Annotated in this window: 18 protein-coding genes; 5 read left to right on the top strand and 13 right to left on the bottom strand. The window is 74.1% G+C overall.

The genetic code is table 11. From position 1 onward, the window contains the following. Nucleotides 1-51: 51 nt before the first annotated feature. The 6 genes from AB0B83_RS20905 to AB0B83_RS20930 form a co-directional block, all read right to left on the bottom strand. Nucleotides 52-618: a helix-turn-helix transcriptional regulator gene (locus AB0B83_RS20905; protein WP_357579593.1), complete on the bottom strand. Its 567-nt coding sequence runs from the start codon at nt 616-618 to the stop codon at nt 52-54. Between the two features lie 1007 nt (nt 619-1625). Next, on the bottom strand, nt 1626-2609 hold the full coding sequence (hemB, locus tag AB0B83_RS20910; protein WP_357579594.1) for a porphobilinogen synthase: 984 nt from the start codon (nt 2607-2609) through the stop codon (nt 1626-1628). 19 nt (nt 2610-2628) lie between these two features. Then, the gene (locus AB0B83_RS20915) at nt 2629-4209 is read right to left on the bottom strand and encodes a uroporphyrinogen-III synthase (protein ID WP_357579595.1); all 1581 of its coding nucleotides are present in this window, start codon (nt 4207-4209) and stop codon (nt 2629-2631) included. After that, the gene (gene hemC, locus AB0B83_RS20920) at nt 4206-5201 is read right to left on the bottom strand and encodes a hydroxymethylbilane synthase (RefSeq protein WP_357579596.1); all 996 of its coding nucleotides are present in this window, start codon (nt 5199-5201) and stop codon (nt 4206-4208) included. The genes AB0B83_RS20915 and hemC overlap by 4 nt, the downstream gene beginning before the upstream one ends. After that, nucleotides 5198-6646, bottom strand: a complete 1449-nt coding sequence (locus AB0B83_RS20925; RefSeq protein WP_357579597.1) for a glutamyl-tRNA reductase — start codon at nt 6644-6646, stop codon at nt 5198-5200. Before AB0B83_RS20925 ends, hemC begins: the two co-directional genes overlap by 4 nt. Then, nucleotides 6643-7413 carry a redox-sensing transcriptional repressor Rex gene (locus AB0B83_RS20930; protein ID WP_151453397.1) on the bottom strand — a complete coding sequence of 257 codons (771 nt, stop codon included), beginning with the start codon at nt 7411-7413 and terminating at the stop codon, nt 6643-6645. Before AB0B83_RS20930 ends, AB0B83_RS20925 begins: the two co-directional genes overlap by 4 nt. A 400-nt stretch (nt 7414-7813) precedes the next feature. Here AB0B83_RS20930 and AB0B83_RS20935 point away from each other — a divergent pair, with 400 nt between their 5' ends. Together AB0B83_RS20935 and AB0B83_RS20940 are read left to right on the top strand one after the other, a co-directional pair. Further along, nucleotides 7814-9115, top strand: coding sequence for a sensor histidine kinase (locus AB0B83_RS20935; RefSeq protein ID WP_357579598.1), 1302 nt, complete (start codon nt 7814-7816; stop codon nt 9113-9115). 24 nt (nt 9116-9139) lie between these two features. Next, nucleotides 9140-9793: a response regulator transcription factor gene (locus AB0B83_RS20940; RefSeq protein WP_311413154.1), complete on the top strand. Its 654-nt coding sequence runs from the start codon at nt 9140-9142 to the stop codon at nt 9791-9793. A 78-nt stretch (nt 9794-9871) separates the two neighbouring features. Here AB0B83_RS20940 and AB0B83_RS20945 read toward each other — a convergent pair whose 3' ends face one another. From AB0B83_RS20945 to AB0B83_RS20955, 3 genes are read right to left on the bottom strand one after another with little or no spacing between them, the layout of a single operon-like run. Further along, nucleotides 9872-10522, bottom strand: coding sequence for an HAD hydrolase-like protein (locus AB0B83_RS20945; protein WP_357579599.1), 651 nt, complete (start codon nt 10520-10522; stop codon nt 9872-9874). A 22-nt stretch (nt 10523-10544) separates the two neighbouring features. Continuing rightward, on the bottom strand, nt 10545-10796 hold the full coding sequence (locus AB0B83_RS20950) for a glutaredoxin family protein (RefSeq protein ID WP_357579600.1): 252 nt from the start codon (nt 10794-10796) through the stop codon (nt 10545-10547). Further along, on the bottom strand, nt 10789-12522 hold the full coding sequence (locus AB0B83_RS20955) for an AMP-binding protein (protein WP_357579601.1): 1734 nt from the start codon (nt 12520-12522) through the stop codon (nt 10789-10791). Before AB0B83_RS20955 ends, AB0B83_RS20950 begins: the two co-directional genes overlap by 8 nt. A 554-nt stretch (nt 12523-13076) precedes the next feature. Between AB0B83_RS20955 and AB0B83_RS20960 the strand changes: the two genes are divergently transcribed. From AB0B83_RS20960 to AB0B83_RS20970, 3 genes are all read left to right on the top strand, one after another. Continuing rightward, nucleotides 13077-14033: an ECF subfamily RNA polymerase sigma factor, BldN family gene (locus AB0B83_RS20960; RefSeq protein ID WP_132230800.1), complete on the top strand. Its 957-nt coding sequence runs from the start codon at nt 13077-13079 to the stop codon at nt 14031-14033. Between the two features lie 290 nt (nt 14034-14323). Next, a complete protein-coding gene (locus AB0B83_RS20965; RefSeq protein WP_357579602.1) occupies nt 14324-15208 on the top strand; it encodes a DUF5667 domain-containing protein in 885 nt (294 codons plus the stop codon). 126 nt (nt 15209-15334) lie between these two features. Then, the gene (locus AB0B83_RS20970; RefSeq protein ID WP_357579603.1) at nt 15335-16210 is read left to right on the top strand and encodes an HAD-IB family hydrolase; all 876 of its coding nucleotides are present in this window, start codon (nt 15335-15337) and stop codon (nt 16208-16210) included. A gap of 72 nt (nt 16211-16282) precedes the next feature. Here AB0B83_RS20970 and AB0B83_RS20975 read toward each other — a convergent pair whose 3' ends face one another. The 4 genes from AB0B83_RS20975 to AB0B83_RS20990 all read right to left on the bottom strand — a co-directional run bounded on the left by AB0B83_RS20975 (nt 16283) and on the right by AB0B83_RS20990 (nt 19038). Beyond that, entirely contained in the window at nt 16283-17155 is an 873-nt protein-coding gene (locus tag AB0B83_RS20975; protein WP_357579608.1) for a lysophospholipid acyltransferase family protein, read from the bottom strand. 161 nt (nt 17156-17316) lie between these two features. Continuing rightward, complete coding sequence (locus tag AB0B83_RS20980) at nt 17317-18390, bottom strand: NAD-dependent epimerase/dehydratase family protein (protein WP_357579604.1); 1074 nt, start codon at nt 18388-18390, stop codon at nt 17317-17319. A gap of 120 nt (nt 18391-18510) precedes the next feature. Continuing rightward, nucleotides 18511-18612 carry an AURKAIP1/COX24 domain-containing protein gene (locus AB0B83_RS20985; protein ID WP_007465623.1) on the bottom strand — a complete coding sequence of 34 codons (102 nt, stop codon included), beginning with the start codon at nt 18610-18612 and terminating at the stop codon, nt 18511-18513. A gap of 216 nt (nt 18613-18828) precedes the next feature. After that, the gene (locus AB0B83_RS20990; protein ID WP_007465625.1) at nt 18829-19038 is read right to left on the bottom strand and encodes a helix-turn-helix domain-containing protein; all 210 of its coding nucleotides are present in this window, start codon (nt 19036-19038) and stop codon (nt 18829-18831) included. Between the last annotated feature and the right edge of the window lie 335 nt (nt 19039-19373).

A 19373-nucleotide genomic window follows, 5' to 3' on the forward strand; every position in this document is an offset into this window, starting at 1 on the left:
CCACCCCGACGGCCCGCCGCCCAGGAACGTCCTGGCCGGCGGGCCGTCCGCTCACCACGTCAAGCCCGGGCCGGGCAGCCGCGACGGCGGGGGCACGCGAGGCGGTGGAGGCACACGCGGCGGCGGGGGCACGCTGCGGTACTTCGCCACCCGCACCTCCCACTGGCTGCGCCGCCGCATGGCGTCGCGGACCCGGCGGTCGCGGTAGAACGTCTCCGGCGGCCGGGCCAGCCCGTAGATGTCCGCCCACCACTCGCCCGGCTCGGGGTCGAGAATGGTGTCCAGGTGCGAGGGGTATCGACGCCCCGCCCCGTCGCGGGTGTCCTGCCAGTCCCGCATCGGCTTCAGCACCCGCCCGAACTCGTCGACGACGGCCAGCCGGAACCCGGCGACCCCGATGATGCGGCGCAGGAGCAGGATGCTGGGCACCATCCGGCCCGCCTCGATCCGCCCGACGGTGGAATGGTTCACCCCGGCCCACCGGGCCAGCTCCCGCTGGCTGAGGCTGGCATGCCGCCGGACCGCCCGGACGATGCCCGCAGCCGGCCACGGGGTGTCGAACGGCTCGGTCAGCAGCACGGGCGGCTCGCGCGATCCCGCCCCCTGATCGGTACCCACCGCCTGGTCGCCGCCCGACGGCCCGACGCCGCCCGACGGCCCAGCGGCGCCCGACGGCCCAGCGGCGCCCGACAGCCCCGCGGGTCCCGACAGCTCAGCGCCGCCCGGCGGCCCAACGGCACCCGCCGGCCCAGCGCCGACCGACAGCCCTGCGGGTCCCGACGGCCCGGCGGCACCGGACAACTGGTCGAAGCCAGCCGGTCGGCCGGAATCCCGGTCAATTTCCGGTTCGGCGGGAAGCTCGGTCATCCCGTCACGCTCCCGGCTGCGATGCCTCTCCCGCAATCCCGCCCGCTCCGCCTGTGGATAACTCAGCCACCTGTGGAAAACCGACGACCGGTCCTTCCCCCACACCCCGGGGCGAACCCAGCCAGACAGTAACGGACCGTAACAGGAGCGGTTTTTCTGCCGCCGCCTACGCTAAGTGATGGCATATCCGGCACTGAACGACCCTCGATCACCGCCGCTGACAGCCACAGCGCTATGACCAGCGACTTCAGTGTTGGCCCTCCGAAGGACCGACGAACCTCTGCACGCCCTTTGCTCTGCATCCCCATACGCAACAGGCACTCCGGGTTACTGGCGCATATAGGGATGCAGAGCAAAGCGTCCGAAGGGCGGTGGGATCCGAGGCGCAGGTCGAGTACTCAGCGTTACGGTCAGGGGAATGCTCCGCATGCGGAGCGGACGTCTACTCGAAGCGGGCGACTAGCACTGACGCCTGCGTATGCCTGCAAGGAACGACAACGCCACGCACCAGCACATCGCACTGGACGGCGAGTGGGCAGGTGAAGGTCCGGCGAGTGTCCCGAGACGGGCGGCAGAGGAATGAGTTGGCTCGATTAGAACCCGCTCCGCTGCCCCGACCGGGTCGGAGACCGAAGGGGTCGGACCGGATCAGGGCGCGCCCGAACAGACCACGCCGGGCAGGACCCGCCCGCGCCGGGTCGCGCCGCACTGGGCCAAGCCGGGCCGCGCTGGGGCGGGTCGCGCTGGGGCGGGTTGGGTCAGTAGCGCTGGCGGAGGAGTCCGGCGGCCTCGACCGCCCAGTAGGTGAGGATGACCTGCGCGCCGGCCCGACGGATCGAGGTGAGCGTCTCCAGCATCACCCGCTCCCGGTCGATCCAGCCGTTGGCGGCGGCCGCCTCGACCATCGCGTACTCGCCGGAGACCTGGTAGGCGGCGACCGGGACGTCCACCGCCGCGCGGACCGCCGACACCACGTCGAGATAGGGCAGGGCGGGCTTGACCATCACCATGTCGGCGCCCTCGGCGACGTCCAGCTCGACCTCGCGCAGCGACTCCCGCAGGTTGGCCGGGTCCTGCTGGTAGGTGCGGCGGTCGCCCTCCAGGGCCGACTCCACCGCGTCCCGGAACGGGCCGTAGAAGGCCGAGGCGTACTTGACGGCGTACGCCAGCACGGCGACGTCCTGGTGGCCCGCGGCGTCGAGCGCCCGGCGTACCACGGCGATCTGGCCGTCCATCATGCCGGACGGCCCGACCACACCGACCCCGGCGGCGGCCTGGGCGACCGCCATCTCGGCGTACGCCTCCAGCGTGGCGTCGTTGTCGACGCCACCGTCGGGGGTGAGCAGGCCGCAGTGCCCGTGCGAGGTGAACTCGTCCAGGCAGAGGTCGCTCATCACCACAGTGGCGTCGCCCACCTCGGCGACGACGTCGCGGATCGCGACGTTGAGGATGCCGTTCGGGTCGATCCCGCCGGAGCCGGTGGCGTCCCGCCGCTCCGGCACGCCGAAGAGCATGATCCCGCCGACGCCCGCCTGGACCGCCTCGGCCGCGGCCTTGCGGAGCGAGTCCCGGGAGTGCTGGAGCACCCCCGGGAGCGACGCGATAACCCGCGGTTCCGTCAACCCCTCCCTGACGAACATCGGCACGACCAGCTCGGCCGGGTCGACACGGGTCTCGGAGACCAGCCGCCGGATGGCCGCGTTGCGGCGCAGCCGGCGGGGCCGGATCTCGGGGTACGGCATCACGGACCTCCTGCTACGACTACCGGAACCTCAGGGCGGTCGGCCCCTGCACCTTCGAGCCACGGCGCTGCTTCGCCGGCATGGCGGCGAGCTTCTCGCGCAGCTCGACGGCGTAGGCGGCGAGCGCCTCCACCAGATCGGGGACCGAGGCGTGCGGCGGCTGGACGTCGACCCGCAGGCCGAACTCCGTCGCGGTCTCCGCCGTCTTGGGCCCGATCACTGCAACGACGGTACGGGCGTGCGGCTTCCCCGCGATACCCACCAGATTGCGCACCGTCGAGCTGGACGTGAAGAGCACGGCGTCGAAGCCACCCGACTTGATCGCGTCCCGGATCTCGGCGGGCGGCGGGGCGGCCCGGACCGTCCGGTAGGCGGTCACGTCGTCGACCTCCCAACCACGCTCGGTGAGCCCGGCGGCGAGGGTCTCGGTGGCGATGTCGGCACGCGGCAGCAGCACCCGACCGACCGGGTCGAGGATCTCGTCGTGCGGCGAGAACTCGGCCAGCAGCCCGTCGGAGGACTGCTCCCCCGACGGGATCAGCTCGGGCTGGATGCCGAACGCGCGGACGGCGTCGGCGGTCGCCTCACCGATACAGGCGATCTTGACGCCGCCGAAGTGCCGGGCGTCCAGGCCGTGCTCGGCGAACTTCTCCCAGACCGCGCGGACCGCGTTGACGGAGGTGAAGATCACCCAGGCGTACCGGCCGTCGACCAGGCCCTTGACCGCCCGCTCCATCTGGGCCGGGGTGCGCGGCGGCTCGACCGCGATCGTCGGCACCTCGCAGGGGATGGCCCCGTACGCGCGCAGCCGCGCGCTCATCACGCCGGCCTGCTCCTTGGTGCGGGGCACGAGGACCTTCCAGCCGTACAGCGGCCGGTTCTCCCACCAGCTCAGCTTGTCCCGCTGGCCCACGCCCTCGCCTACGGTGAGGACCACCCGGCCGGTGAAGCCGAGCGCCGCCGCGACGAACGAGTCCACGGTCGACGTGGTGGTGTACTGCGTCTCGCCGGTGCCGTCGCCGGTCACCCCGACGCCGGTGGTGCCCTCCACCCCGGCCGCGAGCAGCCCGTCGCGGATCGCGGCGAGGTCGCCGGCGTCCACGGCCAGGGCCAGCGAGCCCCGGCCGACGGCTGCGGCCAGCGCGTCGAAGTCCAGCGTGCTGACGTCCTCGACATCGGCCGCCGTCCGTACGCCCGGCAGCGGCACGCCCGCGTAGGTCGCCACCCCCTCGGCCTGGCCGACCCCGGGAACCACCTCGAAGTGTGCGGCGGTCCGCGCGACCGCCTGCACCTCCTTGACGACCGAATCGTGGCCGAACGGGTCGCCGGCGACCAGGTGCACCGCGTTCAGCCCGGAACGGGCCGCCGAGATCAGCACCTTCGCCACGTCACCCGGCGCGCCCTCCGCCGGGGTGAACTGGGCGTCTTCCCTGGCCTGGGCGCGGACGGCGTCGAGCAGCGACTCGGGGACTCCCCGGTCGTACACCACCTGGTCGGCGTCGACCAGAGCGTCGTGCGCCCGGCGGGTCAGCAGGCCCGGGTCGCCGGGACCGGCCCCGACGAAGGCGATGCGGCCTACGGGCTTACGGGTGCGGGTCATTCTGTGCTCCCAAATTGCTGGGTCCCCGGGCCGGCGTGTCCATCGTGGCCGAGGATCGAGTCGGCGCCGAGGTCGAGGAGTTCGGCGGCGAGTGCCTTGCCGATCTCCGCCGCGTCGGCGAGCGTTCCGGTGCGGGACAGCCGGAGGTCTCTCGTGCCGTCCGGACTGATCACCGCCCCGCGCAGATAGATCTCCTGGACGAAGTCACCCTCGACGCCCGAGCCGGTTGGCTCGCCTTCGGCGACGACGGCGTAGGCGGCGACCGGGGCGGAGCATCCGGCCTCCAGGGTGGCCAGCAGCGCCCGTTCCGCGGTGACCGCGGCGTGGGACGGTGCGTGGTCGAGCACGGCGAGCAGCTCGACCAGGTCCGTGTCGTCGGCCCGGCACTCCACCGCCAGCGCGCCCTGGGCGGGCGCGGGCAGCATCAGCATCGGGTCGAGCGTCTCGGTGATCACGTCGGTACGCCCGAGCCGGGCCAACCCGGCCCGGGCCAGGACGACCGCGTCGAGGTCGGCCTCCGGGCCGAGCACCCGCGCGAGGCGGCTGTCGACGTTGCCGCGGATCGGGGTGACCTCCAGCTGCATCCCGAGGGCGTGCAGCTGGGCGATGCGGCGCAGCGCTCCGGTGCCCACGGTCGCGCCGGAGGGCAGCTCGGCGAGCGTCCGGCCGTCCCGGGCGACAAGCGCGTCCCGCGGGTCCTGCCGCATCGGCACCGCCGCGATGTGCAGCCCGGCCGCCGCCGCGGTGGGCAGGTCCTTGTAGGAGTGCACCGCGAAGTCGATGGTGCCGGCGGTCAGGGCGTCCCGCAGGGCGGAGACGAAGACGCCGACGCCGAGCCGGTGCACCGGCGCGGACGAGCGGTCGCCGGCGGTGACCACCTCGACCAGCTCGACGGGCCGGCCGGTGGCGGCGGTCAGGGCCTCCGCGACGTGGCCGGACTGGGCCATCGCCAGTTTGCTGCCCCGGGTACCGAGGCGCAGGGGCGTGCTCATCGCTCACCTCCGAGGGGCGGGACGTCGGCGGAACCCGTCGACGGCGGGATGTCGGCGAGGCCGACGGGCGGCGGGACGTCGGCGAGGCCGAACGGCGGCAAGTTGTCGGCGAGGCCGAACGGCGGCGCGGCGTCGCCGGCCACGATGTCAGGGACGTTGTCGACCGGGGACGTCTGCGGCACCTTGAGGTCGAACAGCTCGCGCAGCAGGGCCGCGTACTGGTCGCCGCCGGGTTCGGCCGCCAACTGGCGCACCCGCACGGTCGGCTGGTGCAGCAGCCGCTGCACCACCCGGTGCACCGTCCGGGCCACCTCGGCGCGCTGGTCGTCCGTGAGGTCCGGGCGGCGCTGGGCGAGCCGGCGCAGCTCGGCGCCGACCACGTCGTCGGCGCGGCCACGCAGGGCGGCCACCGTGGGCGCCACGTCGGCGCCGCGCAGCCAGGTGAGGAAGGCGTCGACCTCGCCGGCCACGATCCGCTCGACGGCGGCGGCGTCGGCGGCGGCGGGCCCGTCGGCGAGCAGCGTCGCCATCCGGTCGATGTCGATGACCTCGACGCCGGGCAGCTCGGCGACGCCGGCCTCCACGTCGCGCGGCACGGCCAGGTCGAGCAGGACGAGCGGCCCCCGGCCGGGGTCGCGTCCGGCGAGCGCCCGGGTCACCACATCACGGGTGAGGACCGCTTCGGTGGCCGCGGTGGCGGCCACTACGATGTCCACTGTGGAGAGCACGGTGGTCAGCTCCGCCATCGGCGTCGCACTGGCCCCGTACGCCTCGGCCAGCCGGACGGCCCGGTCGGCGCCCCGGTTGGTGACCGTGAGCGGCCCGGCGCCCAGCCGGGACAGCGTGGCGACGCCCAGCGACCCCATCGCGCCCGCGCCGACCACCAGCGCGGGACGGCCGGCGAGGTCGCCGTCGAGGTGCCCGGCGGCCAGCTCCAGCGCGGCGGTCACCACGCTCTGGCCGGCCCGGTCGATCCCGGTCTCCGCGTGCGCCCGTTTGCCGACCCGCAGCGCCTGCTGCATCAGCTCGTGCAGCAGCCGCCCGGCGGTGTCGGCCCCGGTCGCGGAATGGTAGGCGTCCCGGAGCTGGCCGAGGATCTGCGCCTCGCCGACGACCATCGAGTCGAGCCCGGCGGCGACCCGGAAGACGTGGTCCACGGCGGCGGCGTCGAAGTGCACGTAGAGGTGGCTGGCGAGCGCGGCGGGCTGGCAGCCGGCCTGGTCGGCCAGCACCGCGCAGATGTCGCCGAGGCCGCCGTGGAAGCCGGACACGGCGGCGTAGACCTCCACCCGGTTGCAGGTGGAGACGATCACGGCCTCGGTCACGTACGGCTGGGCGACCAGGCGGTCCAGGGTGCGGGTGAGGTCCGCGGGGCCGACCGCGAGCTGCTCCAGCGTGGCGACGGGAGCGGTGCGGTAGGACGCGCCGACGACGAGCAGTTTCACGTGCCGATCGCCTCCTGCGGGTCGGTGACGGCGAGCCCCCCGGGCAGGGCGGTCAGGGCGGACCCACCGGTGGCGGGCAGCGCGGTCAGCGATGCCTTGCGGTGCTCGTGGAAGGACAGGATCTGCAGCTCGATCGCGAGGTCGACCTTGCGCACGTCGACCCCCTCCGGAACCGAGAGTACGCACGGGGCGAAGTTCAGGATGCTCGTCACACCGACGGCCACGAGCTGGTCCGCCACCGCCTGGGCGGCCGGGGCCGGGGTGGCGATCACGCCGATGGCGATGGCCTCCTCGACGGCGACCCGGGGCAGCTCGTCGATGTGCCGGACGACCAGCCCGCTGATCTCCTCGCCGACCCGGGCGGGGTCGGCGTCGAAGAGGGCGGCGATCCGGAAGCCGCGGCTGGCGAAGCCGTCGTAGCCGGCGAGGGCGTGACCGAGATTACCCACGCCGACCAGGGCGACGGCCCGCCGCTGGGTGAGCCCGAGCACGTACTCGATCTGGTCGACCAGCAGCGCCACGTCGTAGCCGACGCCACGGGTCCCGTACGAGCCGAGGTGTGAGAGGTCCTTGCGGAGCTTCGCGGAGTTCACGCCGGCGGCGCTGGCCAGCCCCTCGCTGGACACGGTCTCGTGGCCGGTTTCGGCGAGGTTGTGCAGGGCACGGAGGTATTCCGGGAGCCGCGCGACGGTCGCCTCCGGCAGATCCGGGAGCGCCGGTACGGCACCGGCGCGGCCGGGCGCGCCAGGGTGACGGTGCTGACTCATGAGACTCCGTGCGGTGCGATCCTCGGCCAACTCGGGCGGCCGGCCGTTTGGGGATCCCCGCTGGCGACCGAGATTGCCGGCTGTGCTAGCAGGGCGCGTCGGAACTACAGAGTAGGCGCTTGTGAACGCGTGCACAAATCGCGATCTTGAAAGCTCGCGACGCGGCTTCACCAGCGCCTCCATTCCGCAAGATCGATCCAGTGGCCGCCGCCGGCCACCGCCCGACCTCGGGGCGGTGGCGATGGTGCCGGTAGCGCCGATTATTGCTCAATTACGACTTCTCTGACCAATCGCGCGGCCCACGGCTCGCCCACGATCCGGTCACGGTAGGGCCAGCCCTACGCCGCAGAGGCGGGCCGACGGGATGGGTCGGCGACCCCGCGCTGCCTAGCCTCTTGACATGACCGCCGTACCCGTCGCCGCCGATCAGCCCGTGCCGGCGCCGACCATCTCCCGACAGCTCCTGCTGGACTCCGGCTACGTGCTGCTGGGCCTCCCGCTGGCCCTGGCCAGCTTCGTCGTCCTGCTGGTCGGCCTCGCTGCCGGGCTGGGGCTGGTCGTGACGGTGATCGGCCTGCCGATCCTCAGCGGCACCCTCTACGCCGCCCGGGGCCTCGCCGACATCGAGCGCCTCCGCCTGCCCACCGTGCTCCACCAGGCCCGGATCCGCCCCCAGTACCGGCTCCCGGAGCCCGGCGCGAGCGCCTGGCGGCGGATCTTCGTGCCGATGGGGGACGCGCAGTCCTGGCTCGACCTGGCGCACGGCATCCTCAAGCTGATCGTGGCCATCGTCACCTTCGTGGTCACGCTGGTCTGGTGGGCCGGCGCCGTCGCCGGCACCCTCTACTGGGCGTACGACTGGACGCTGCCGCACGGCGACCCGGAGGACGTCGGCCTCCCCCAGCTCCTCGGCCTCGGCAACTCGACAGTCGTCCGGATCGGGCTGCACACCGCGATCGGGCTGTTCTTCCTGATCACCCTGCCGATCGTGGCCCGGGGCTGCGCGCTGCTGCAGGCCGGCTTCGGCCGGGCGCTGCTCACCGGCGTGGCCGAGATGCGCAACCGGATCACCGTGCTGGAGGAACAGAAGCGGGCCGCCGTCTCCGCCGAGGCGAGCGCGCTGCGCCGACTGGAGCGGGACATCCACGACGGCCCGCAGCAGCGCCTCGTCCGGCTCGCGATGGACCTCAGCCGGGCCCGCCAGCAACTCGCCACCGACCCGCGGGCCGCCGGGCGCACCCTGGACGAGGCGGTCACCCAGACCCGGGAGACGCTCGCCGAGCTGCGCGCCCTGTCCCGGGGCATCGCGCCGCCGATCCTTGTCGACCGGGGACTGCCCAGCGCCCTGGCGGCACTGGCCGGGCGCGGCCTGATCCCGATCGAGCTGCGGGTGGACCCGGAACTGGCCAGCCCGGCCGGCCGGCTCGACCCGGCGGTCGAGAGCACCGCCTACTTCGTGGTGTCCGAGGCGCTGACCAACGTCGCCAAGCACAGCCGGGCGACCGAGTGCCAGGTCACCGTGGCCCGGCACGACGGGCGGCTGGAGGTCGACGTCGACGACGACGGGCAGGGCGGCGCCCACCTGGCCAAGGGGCACGGGCTGGTCGGCATCGCCGACCGGATCCGCGCCGCCGGGGGCCGGCTCTCCGTGGTCAGCCCGGCCGGCGGGCCCACCAAGATCCGCGCGGAACTCCCGCTGTGAGCCGTACGTGGTAGACAACAGGGCATGCGGATCGTGATCGCGGACGACGCGGTGCTGCTCCGGGAGGGGCTGGTACGGCTGCTCACCGAGCGCGGGCACGAGGTGGTGGCGGCCGTGGCCGACGGCGACGCGCTGGTGGCGGCGGTGGTGGCGCACCGGCCGGACGTGTCGATCGTCGACGTCCGGATGCCGCCGTCGCACACCGACGAGGGGCTGCGCGCGGCGGTGGAGGCCCGCCGCCTGGTGCCCCGCACCCCGATCCTGGTCCTCTCCCAGTACGTCGAGGTGTCGTACGCCGACGACCTGCTCGCCACCACCGGTGGCGGCGGAGGCGGGATCGGCTACCTGCTCAAGGACCGGGTGGCCGCGATCGACGAGTTCCTCGACGCGCTGGACCGGGTGGCCGCCGGCGGGACGGTGCTCGACCCCGAGGTGGTCGGCCAGCTCTTCGCCCGGCGGCGGCGCGACGACCCGCTGCGCGAGCTCACCCCGCGCGAACGCGAGGTGCTCGCGCTGATGGCCGAGGGCCGCTCCAACACGGCGATCGCGAAGACCCTGGTGGTCACCGACGGCGCCGTCGAGAAGCACGTCCGGAACATCTTCACGAAGCTCCAGCTCCCGCCCGACACGGAGCAGCACCGCCGGGTCCTGGCGGTGCTGGCCTACCTGCGCAACTGACCCGCCGCCCGACCCTGCCACCAGCGCACGGACCGGCCGCCGGTCTGCCGCCGGGGCCCGGACGGAGGCCGGGACCGGTCAGGGCAGCGTGGCCGCCAGGCTGACCGCCTCGCTGAGGGTGTCGGCGACCGGGTGGCCGGAGGCGCGCAGCCGTGCCGCGTCGGTGAACCCGCCGGTGTAGAGGACGGCGCGGCCCCCCACCGACACGGCGGCGTCGGCGTCGTCGACGGAGTCCCCGATCAGCACCACGTCCCGGCCGTCCACGCCCAGCTCCGTCAGGTGCCGCCGGAGCGACGCGGCCTTGCGGTCGCCGCCGACGGTCGCCCGCAGCCCGTCCACCCGGACGAAGTGCCCGGTGAGCCCGTACGTGTGCACGGTCGGCACCAGTTCCTCGTGGAACCACATGGACAGCAGGGACTGGCTGCCCGACCAGGCGGCCATCGCGACCGTGGCGTCGTGCGCCAGCTCGCAGGTCGTCAGCCCGGTGCGGTACGCGTCGTGGAAGATCCGGTCCAGCCGGCCGAACGCGTCGTCGTCGACCGCCCGGCCGAGCACCTCGGCGTAGTAGTCGGCGATCGGGCGGCGGAACCGTACCCGGTGCTCGTCGGCGGTCACGGCGGGCCCGCCGACGCTGGCGAAGGCGGCGTTGGTGCAGGCGACCACCAGACTCAGGTCGTTGAGCAGGGTGCCGTTCCAGTCCCACACCAGGTGGTTGCGTGCCGGGGTCATGGCAGCACCATAGCGCCCGGCACTACAGCTGCGGCGTGGTCAGGTCCCGCAGCAGCCGCTCCTCCTCCACCCGCCAGTAGCCGTGCTCCTTGCCGTCGAGCAGCACCACGGGCAGCCGGTCGCCGTACTCGCGTTCCAGCTCGATGTCGTCGGTGACGTCCTTCTCGGTCCACCGGTCCGCGGTGACCGCCACCACCCGGTCCAGCGCCAGCTTCGCCTCGTCGCAGAGGTGGCAGCCGGGGCGGGTGATCAGGGTGAGTCGGGGCTCACGCATCGGTCTCCTCCGTCGTGCTGGCGCCGGCCGGGGCCGGCGGGCGGGTCTCCGGCGACGCCGCCGGGGACGGCACCGGGGACGCCGGGGACGACGCCGTCCGGAGCAGGGTCTTGCGCACCTTGCCGATCACCGAGTGCGGCAACTCGTCGACGAACTCGACGGCGGTCGGGCACTTGAACCGGGCCAGGTTGCGGGCGCAGTGGGCGAGCAGCTCCTCACCGGTCACCGGACGCCCCGGCGCCGGCACCACGTACGCCCGGACAGTCTCGCCGGTCCGCGGGTGCGGCACACCCAGTACCGCCGACTCGGCCACCCCCGGGTGCGCGGAGAGCACCAGCTCGACCTCGTGCGGGTACACGTTGAACCCGTTGACCAGGATCAGCTCGCCGATCCGGTCGACCAGGAAGAGGTCGCCGTCGGAGTCGGCGTACGCCACGTCGCCGGTGGGCCACCAGCCGTCGGCGTCCGGGCCGCCCCGGCCGTCCGGCCAGTAGCCGGCGAAGACGTTCGCCCCGCGCACCACGACCTGGCCCGGGTCGGTGCCGGGCATGGCGTCGGAGAGGTCCAGCTCGTCGGCGTCGTCCTCCGGCTCGGCCACGCCGTCGCGCCACAGGTCGGCCCCGTCGGTCCCGACCAGACGCAACTCGACGCCGGGCAGCGGCCGGCCGATCGAGCCGGGCTTCGGCTCCCCGCCGACCAGGGTGGAGGTGAGCACCGGCGCGGTCTCGGTGAGGCCGTACCCGACGTGCACCGGGCGGCCGGCGACCTCGGCGAAGCGGGCCGCGACGGCCGGCTCCAGCGGCGCCGCGCCGCAGACCACGGCCCGGACCGACGCCATCGCCGCGGCGAGGGCGGCGCCGTCCGCCGTGGACCAGGCGGCCACCATCGACGGTACGCCGACCAGCACGGTGACCCGGTGCCGGGCGATCACGGCCAGCCCCGCGTCGGAGCCGAGGTCGTCGACGAGCACCCCGGTCGCGCCATGGTGGACGACCGCGCCGAGCCCCGCGTTCAGCCCGTACGCGTGGAACAGCGGCAGCGCCAGCAGCACGGTGTCGTCCGGGCCGACGACGGGCGGGTCGATGCGGCCGACCTGCTCGTGGTTGGCCGCCAGCGCCCGGTGCGTCAGCATCGCGCCCTTGGGCCGCCCCTCGGTGCCGGAGGTGTAGAGCAGCAGCGCCAGGTCGTCGCCGCCCCGGTCGGGGAACGGGTGACCGGCGTCGGCCACCGGCGGCGCGGTGTGCACGGCGACGAGCGCGGGCAGGTCCCCGGCGGCGTCGGCGACCAGGTCGCGTACCCGCTCGGTGCAGATCAGCACCGAGGCGCCGGAGTCGGCCAGCACATGCCGCAGCTCGGGGGCGGTGAGGCCGGGGTTGACCGGCACCGCGACCAGCCCGGCGCGCAGCGCGGCCAGGCAGCTCACCACGAAGTCCGGCGAGTTGCCGAGCGCGACGGCGATCCGGGGCGGGTGCGGGTCGGCGGCTCCCGGCGTCGGGCCGGGCCCGGCGGGTCGCGCCCCGGTGAGGGCCGCCAGGGCGTGGGCGGTGGCCGTCACCGACGCGTCCAGTTCGGACCAGGTGACGGTCCGCTCGCGCCAGTGCAGCGCGGGTCGGTCGCCGTGGGCGGCGGCCGCCCGGTGGAGCCGCTCGACGAGGGTCGAGGCGGAGCTGTCGGTTGCGTCCTGCACGGTGGCTGAGTCTGGCACAGCGCGGGGCCTGTGGGCCATGCCCGCCGGAGGCCTGAGGAGACACCCCGGTCGGTGGCAACGGCGGCCCGGGCAAGTCCCGCCGGCGGGACGACCGCTGGGCGCGGGCGGGACGCGACCGGTCCCGTCCACAGGACACGCCGGGACCCGCCGGGCGTCCCGGACGGTCCTGGATCGACACCCGCGCCGCCGTTCCGCCCAAGCCCCGTGACCCGCCCGCTGACCTGGATTTCTTTCGCAACCACGAGGTAATCCGAAAGTCAACCGCACACGACGGACAACCGGTCCGCCAGGTGTGCGGCGCGGCGGGAAATACTTCCGCCCTGTGTAACGGACTTGCCACGCGTGGGTGACGTTGGCCCTATCATCACTCGGGTCGGCTCACCCCATTTGCCGTGAGTCGACACCCCTCAGCCCGAGGAGGCCCCCGTGCCTGTGAGCGCATTGGACCAGCACCTCAAGGGGATCTGCCGCCCGTCGGCACACCCCGAGCCAGCCCTGCCCGGCCCAGCCGGCCGGGCCACGACGGCGACGCGCCGACCGGCGTGGTCGGCCGGCGGGACGGAGGCGGCGCGGTGACCACCTTCGGATACGCGGAACGGCCGGCCGGCCTGACCAACCCGGTGATCCGCGGCCAGCTCAACGAACGGCCCGCCGCCCGGGGTCCGCTGGACGACACGGGCAGCCTCGCCGTCCGGGGGGAGGGCACGTCGAGCCGGACCCGCAGCCGGCCACACCAGAACGAACCGCCGCCCCGCTCCGCGACACCGGGCGGCAACGCCAAGTCGGCCGGCGGCCGGGTCGCCGTCCCCCGGCCCACCATGCCGGCGCAGGGCCGCCGCACCACGGAACCGGCCAAGGCGCCCGACGAGTCGGGCGCGGAGACCGCGGTGCTCCCGGCGGTGCCGGCCGCCGCCGCGCCGGTCAACACGTCGACGGGCTTCCCCAGCCGTCCCGACCCGTCCGACCCCGCCACTGAGGTCTGGGGGCTGGTCGAGCGGGCCCAGGCCGGCGAGTCCGAGGCGTTCGGGCTGATCTACGACCGGTACGTCGACACGGTGTTCCGGTTCGTCTACTTCCGGGTGGGCAACCGGCAACTCGCCGAGGACCTCACCTCCGACACCTTCCTGCGCGCCCTCAAGCGGATCGGCAGCTTCACCTGGCAGGGGCGCGACCTGGGCGCCTGGCTGGTCACCATCGCCCGGAACCTGGTGGCGGACCACTTCAAGTCCGGCCGCTACCGGCTGGAGGTCACCACCGGGGACGTGCTGGACGCCGACCGCGAGGACCGGGGCCCGGAGGGCAGCCCGGAGGCGGCGGTCGTCGAGCACATCACCAACGTGGCCCTGCTCAGCGCCGTCAAGCAGCTCAACCCGGAGCAGCAGGAGTGCATCGTGCTCCGCTTCCTGCAGGGCTTCTCCGTGGCCGAGACAGCCCGCACGATGGGCAAGAACGAGGGCGCGATCAAGGCGCTCCAGTACCGCGCGGTACGAGCGCTGGCCCGGCTGCTGCCGGACGGCTTCCAACCGTAGTCCCGGACAGAAGGAACGCCGTGCATCGATGCGATGTACGCGCAGGTCCGTGGCGTCGCGACCCCGTGACAGCGATCACTTTCCGTGATTTCGCCTCCGCCGGCCCCGTAACCCATGTCCGGTGCGGACCGTTTCTCCGGGTGCGACCGGTGGTAGCCCCGGCATCCCCCGGGCCCCCGAGGCCCGGCAGCGCGGCCGGCCACGACCTTCGTCCGTGGTGTCCCGCCGTCACCGGTCGCTGTCGACGACAGCGGCCGACCGGCCGCGACCAGCGAGAGGAGGTGCCCGCGGTGGACAGCAACCTCTTCTCCCGTCGGCGCGCGGAGCGTTTCGCGCAGCTTCTCGACGAGGCCAACGGGGGCCGGCGACACCACGTCCGTTCCCGGGCCGACGACCAGTTGGCCATGCTCGTCGCGGTGGGTCAGCGGCTGCCCGCCGCCCCGCCGGCCGTGGAGGTGGACCCTGAGTTCCGCACCGGACTGCGGGCCATGCTCCTGGCCACGGCCGAACGCGAGGGCATCGGTGCCCCGGCCGCCGTCACCACCGAGCCGTCGTCCCGGCGCTCCGCCGCCGACGCCGGCCGCAACCGGCTGCTGCCGGCGGTGACCGCCCGCCGGGCCCGAGCCCGGGGCGCCATCCTGGTCGGCGTCGCGGCCGGCGCCGTCGCCCTCTCGGGCATCTCGGCCGCCAGCGAGAACGCCGTCCCCGGCGACGCGCTGTACGGCATGAAGCGCTCCACCGAACGCGCCCAGCTCGCGCTGGCCAGTTCCGACGTCAGCCGGGGCCAACTGTTCCTGGACTTCGCCCGTACCCGGCTCGCCGAGGCGGCCGCGCTGCGCGGCAACGAGGACGGCTTCAGCGCCGTGCTGGACGACATGGACGCCGACACCCGCCAGGGCGTACGCCTGCTGACCACCGCCGCGACGCAGCGCTCCGACCCGGCGGCGCTGGACGCGGTCAACTCCTTCCTCACCGGCCAGCGCCGGGCGGTCGGCGGGCTCCTCGACGACGCCAGCCGGGCCGAACGCGACCGGACCCGCCGCTCGCTCGCCCTGCTCGACGCGGCCCGCAAGCGCTCCGACGCGCTGCGCGCGACGATCGCCTGCGGCGGGCCCGCACCCGTCGGCAGCGACGCCCTCGGCCCGGCCCCGGCCACCTGCCCCGGCGACCGCTGACTGGCGTCGGCCGGATCCGGCCGAGACGTCCACGCCACAGTTCTCCCCATGGGCGGCCGTCCGCCACGCGCGCCCGGCTACCCTCGCGGAAGCACACGTCGCGCCGGTCGAGCGGAGGGAGGTCGCGTGGTCCGCAGCCGCAAGGTGACCGTCAGCACCGACGCCCACGGTCACACCGCCGGCTGGGCGGAGACCGACTTCGCGCCCCTCGCTCCCCCGGAACCCGATCCGACCGCGGCGGCCTTCTTCGACGTCGACAACACGATGATGCGGGGCGCGTCGATCTACTGGTTCGCCCGGGGTCTCGCCGCGCGCGACTACTTCACCACCGCGGACCTGGCCCGGTTCGCCTGGCAGCAGCTGCGGTTCCGGCTGCTCGCCACCGAGCACGCCGGCGACATGTCGCAGGCCAAGGAGGCCGCCCTCGCCTTCGTCGAGGGCTGGCGGGTGGACGACGTGGAGCGCCTCGCGGAGGAGATCTTCGACGAGCTGATGGCGCCGCGGATCTGGGCCGGCACCCGCCAGCTCGCCCAGCGCCACCTGGACGCCGGCGAACGGGTCTGGCTGGTCAGCGCCGCGCCCGTGGAGATCGGCCGGGTGATCGCCGCGCGGCTGGGCCTGACCGGCGCGGTCGGCACGGTCGCCGAGATCGTCGACGGCGCGTACACCGGCCGGCTGGTCGGTGACCTGATGCACGGCCCGGCCAAGGCGGAGGCGGTCACCCAGCTCGCCGCGGTCGAGGGGCTGGACCTGCGCCGCTGCACCGCCTACAGCGACTCGTGCAACGACCTGCCGATGCTCTCCATGGTGGGCCGGGGCGTGGCGGTGAACCCGGACGCGGCCCTGTTCAAGGAGGCCCGGCAGCGCGGCTGGGACGTCCGCGACTTCCGCACCGGCCGCCGCGCCGTCAAGATCGCTGTACCGTCCACCGCGGCGGCCGGCCTGGTCGTCGGGGCGGTGGGCGCCGGGCTGGCGCTGCACCGGCGCCGCCGCGACGGCTGACGACACCCGCCGCCCGCGCCGTCAGCCGCACCGGCCGCCCGCGCCCTCAGCGACGCGGGCCGGCCGCGTCCGTCAGGGGCCGAACGGGTCCGGGCGCCGCTCCAGCAGCTGGTGCAGGGTCTGCTGGATGGTCTCCCGCACCTGGTCCGCGAGGTTGAACACGACAAGCGGGTCGTCGGCGGAGTCGATCAGGTGCGCGGTGGGGATCGGCGGGCAGAACTCGATCAGCCACTTGCTCGGCAGCGGCACCATGCCGAGCGGCCCCAGCAGGGGGAACGTCGGCGTGACCGGGAAGTAGGGCAGCTTGAGCAGCCGCGCCAGGGGCTTGATGTCGGCGAGCATCGGATAGGTCTCCTCGCCGCCGACGATGGCGACCGGCACGATCGGGGTGCCCGTGCGCAGCGCCGCCGAGACGAACCCGCCCCGGCCGAAGCGTTGCAGCTTGTAGCGCTCGGAGTAGAGCTTGCCGATGCCCTTGAAGCCCTCGGGGAAGACGCCGACCAGCTCGCCGTTGCCGAGCAGCCGCTCCGCGTCCGGGTTGCAGGCGACCGTCCCGCCGGTCTTGCGGGCCAGCTCGGAGACCACCGGCATCCGGAAGACCAGGTCGGCGCCGAGCAGCCGCAGGTAGCGGCGGGCCGGATGCTGGTCGTGCAGCGCCGCCGAGAGGATCAGCGCGTCCAGCGCCACGGTGCCCGAGTGGTTGCCGACCACCAGGCCGGCACCCTCGGTGGGCACATTCTCCAGGCCGGTGACCTCGGTGCGGAACCAGTCGCGGTAGAGCATCCGCAGCAGCGGGTGGAAGACCGCGTCGGTGATCTCGGGATCGAAGCCGAACTCGTCGACCTCGTAGTCGCCGGAGAGCCGCCGACGCAGGAACGCCAGGCCCTTGGCGACCTTGCGGTCCCAGTGGTCGCCGGGCCGGTCCGGCACCGCCGGCCCACCCACCGGGGCCGGCGCGTCGTGCGCGACCGTCTCGTCGGTGGCGGACGTGTCGGGCTCGTCGGGCGTGCCGAGCTGGTGTCCGTTCGCCCGCGCGGGCTCCGCGTCCGGCGCGGCCACGGTCAGCGGTACGTCGTAGCGGCCGTCGCGCCGCTCCTCCGGCCCGTTCACGAGCCCTCCCGCACGGCAGCCCGAACCTGCCGGATGCCGTCCAGCACGAGCTGCTCCGCGACGGCCAACTGGTCCCGGTTCACGACGACACCGCCGTAGTGGGCGTGGATGAAGTCGTCGAAGGCGGCGGCGGTGGAGCGGGGCGTGAAGCCGTACTCCCGCTCCAGCCGGCTGGTGTCGACGACCCGGCCGTGCACGAAGAGGTCGACCTGGTCCAGGCCGTAGCGGCCGAAGCCGAGGTTGCGGGCGATCGCGGCGGCGCTGGAGAGGCCGGGCTCCAGCACCGGCACGGCCACCCGGCCGGCCCGCCGGATCGCCTGCGACAGGGAGAGCACGCCCGGCCCGGCCACGTTGTACGTCCCCGGATGGTCCTCGACGATCGACCGGTGCAGCACCTCCAGCGCGTCGTCGAAGTGCAGGAACTGCAACCGGGGGTCCCGCCCGAACACGGTGGGCACCACCGGCCGGGAGAAGTAGCGGGTGAGGGTGGTGTCGGCGGTCGAGCCGATGAACGGCGCGAAGCGCAGCACGGTCGCGGTGACGTCGGGCCGGCGGCGGCGGAAGCCGCGGACGTACCCCTCGATGTCGAGGATGTCGCGGCCGAACCCGCCGCGCGGCACCTCGCGCGGCTCGGTCTCCTCGGTGAAGACGGCCGGGTCGCGGAAGGACGCCCCGTAGGCGGCCGTCGAGGAGCGGACCACGAGCTTGCGCAGCCGGGGCGCGCGCTGGCAGGCGGCGAGGAGCTGCATCGTGCCGATGACGTTCTGTTCCTTCATCGCCGAGCGGCCGCCGTGCTGCGGGTCCGGCGAGGTCACCAGCGCGAGGTGGACCACCGCGTCGACGTCGAGGTCGGCGAGGAGGCCGCCGAGCGAGCCGGCGTCGACGCGGACGCGCTCGACCCGGTCGAGCAGGTCGGAGAACTCGGCGCCGGGCTCGGGCTGGTCCACGCCGATGACCCGCTCGATGCGGGGGTCGGCCGCGAGCCGGGCCGCGACGTGTGCGCCGAGGTAGCGGCTGACCCCGGTGACGACGACGACCCCCGGGGCACCTGTGGTGCCACCGGGGGTCATGTCGCGCACCTTCCCCGGCAGGAGGGATCGAACCGGGACATCCGCGGCGTGATCACCTGAGCCTCCGAGGGTCGACAGTTGGCAAGTGAAGACGGGAGCCGGGTCGGAACCCGGCCCCGGTCACTTGCCGAGACGACGACGCTGGACGCGGGTCTTGCGCAGCAGCTTGCGGTGCTTCTTCTTAGCCATGCGCTTGCGGCGCTTCTTGACCACCGAGCCCATACGAAAGCCTTTCGATGCAACGTGCGGGGCGACCGGATGACGCCACGGTGTGGCGTCGGCGACCGCTTGCGGACAACGGACCGGACCAGCGGGGTAAGCGGCAGGGCGCACCTGCGGTCACGGTCGGGGTCCAGGGTAGCCGGAGAGCGTCAGCAGGACCAACGCGCCCCCTTCGATGCCCGTTACGTCATGCTCGGACGACGGCCCTCGGGAGGGTCAGGCGGTTTCCTGAAAGGCGCCCCGCAGGTATTCGTGCACCGCGTGTTCGGGCACCCGGAACGACCGGCCGACCCGGACCGCGGTGAGCTCACCGCTGTGCACCAGGCGGTAGACCGTCATCTTCGACACCCGCATCACCGTCGCCACCTCGGCGACGGTGAGGAACTTGACCTCCGACAGCCGTCCGTCGGACTGCGACCCGGCCATGGCTCACCGACCAATCCCATGCCCGGCGCGTGCCACCGGACGGGTTCGTCCCGCCCGGACCGGCGACGCGCGTGTTACCAGTACGGTAGCGGGACGGCTGTGACCGGCGCGATCCCTTCGTACAACTGATCATGATTCTCGCCGGTGTCCACCCGACCGGTCGGTTCGTTGTCGAACCTGTTGCGCCCGGCGTCCGATCGGTCCTCGTCCGGGACACGCCGTCCGGGCCCGGGGCGGTCGGGACGCTGCCCGACGCACGTGGACGCCGCGACGGTCGGAACCGGGCCGCCGCGCGGAAGGCGTCCGGTGGCTCCGGTGGCGCCACCCGAGCCCCC

Source organism: Micromonospora sp. NPDC049060, from assembly GCF_040649055.1.
GTDB lineage: Bacteria > Actinomycetota > Actinomycetes > Mycobacteriales > Micromonosporaceae > Micromonospora > Micromonospora reichwaldensis.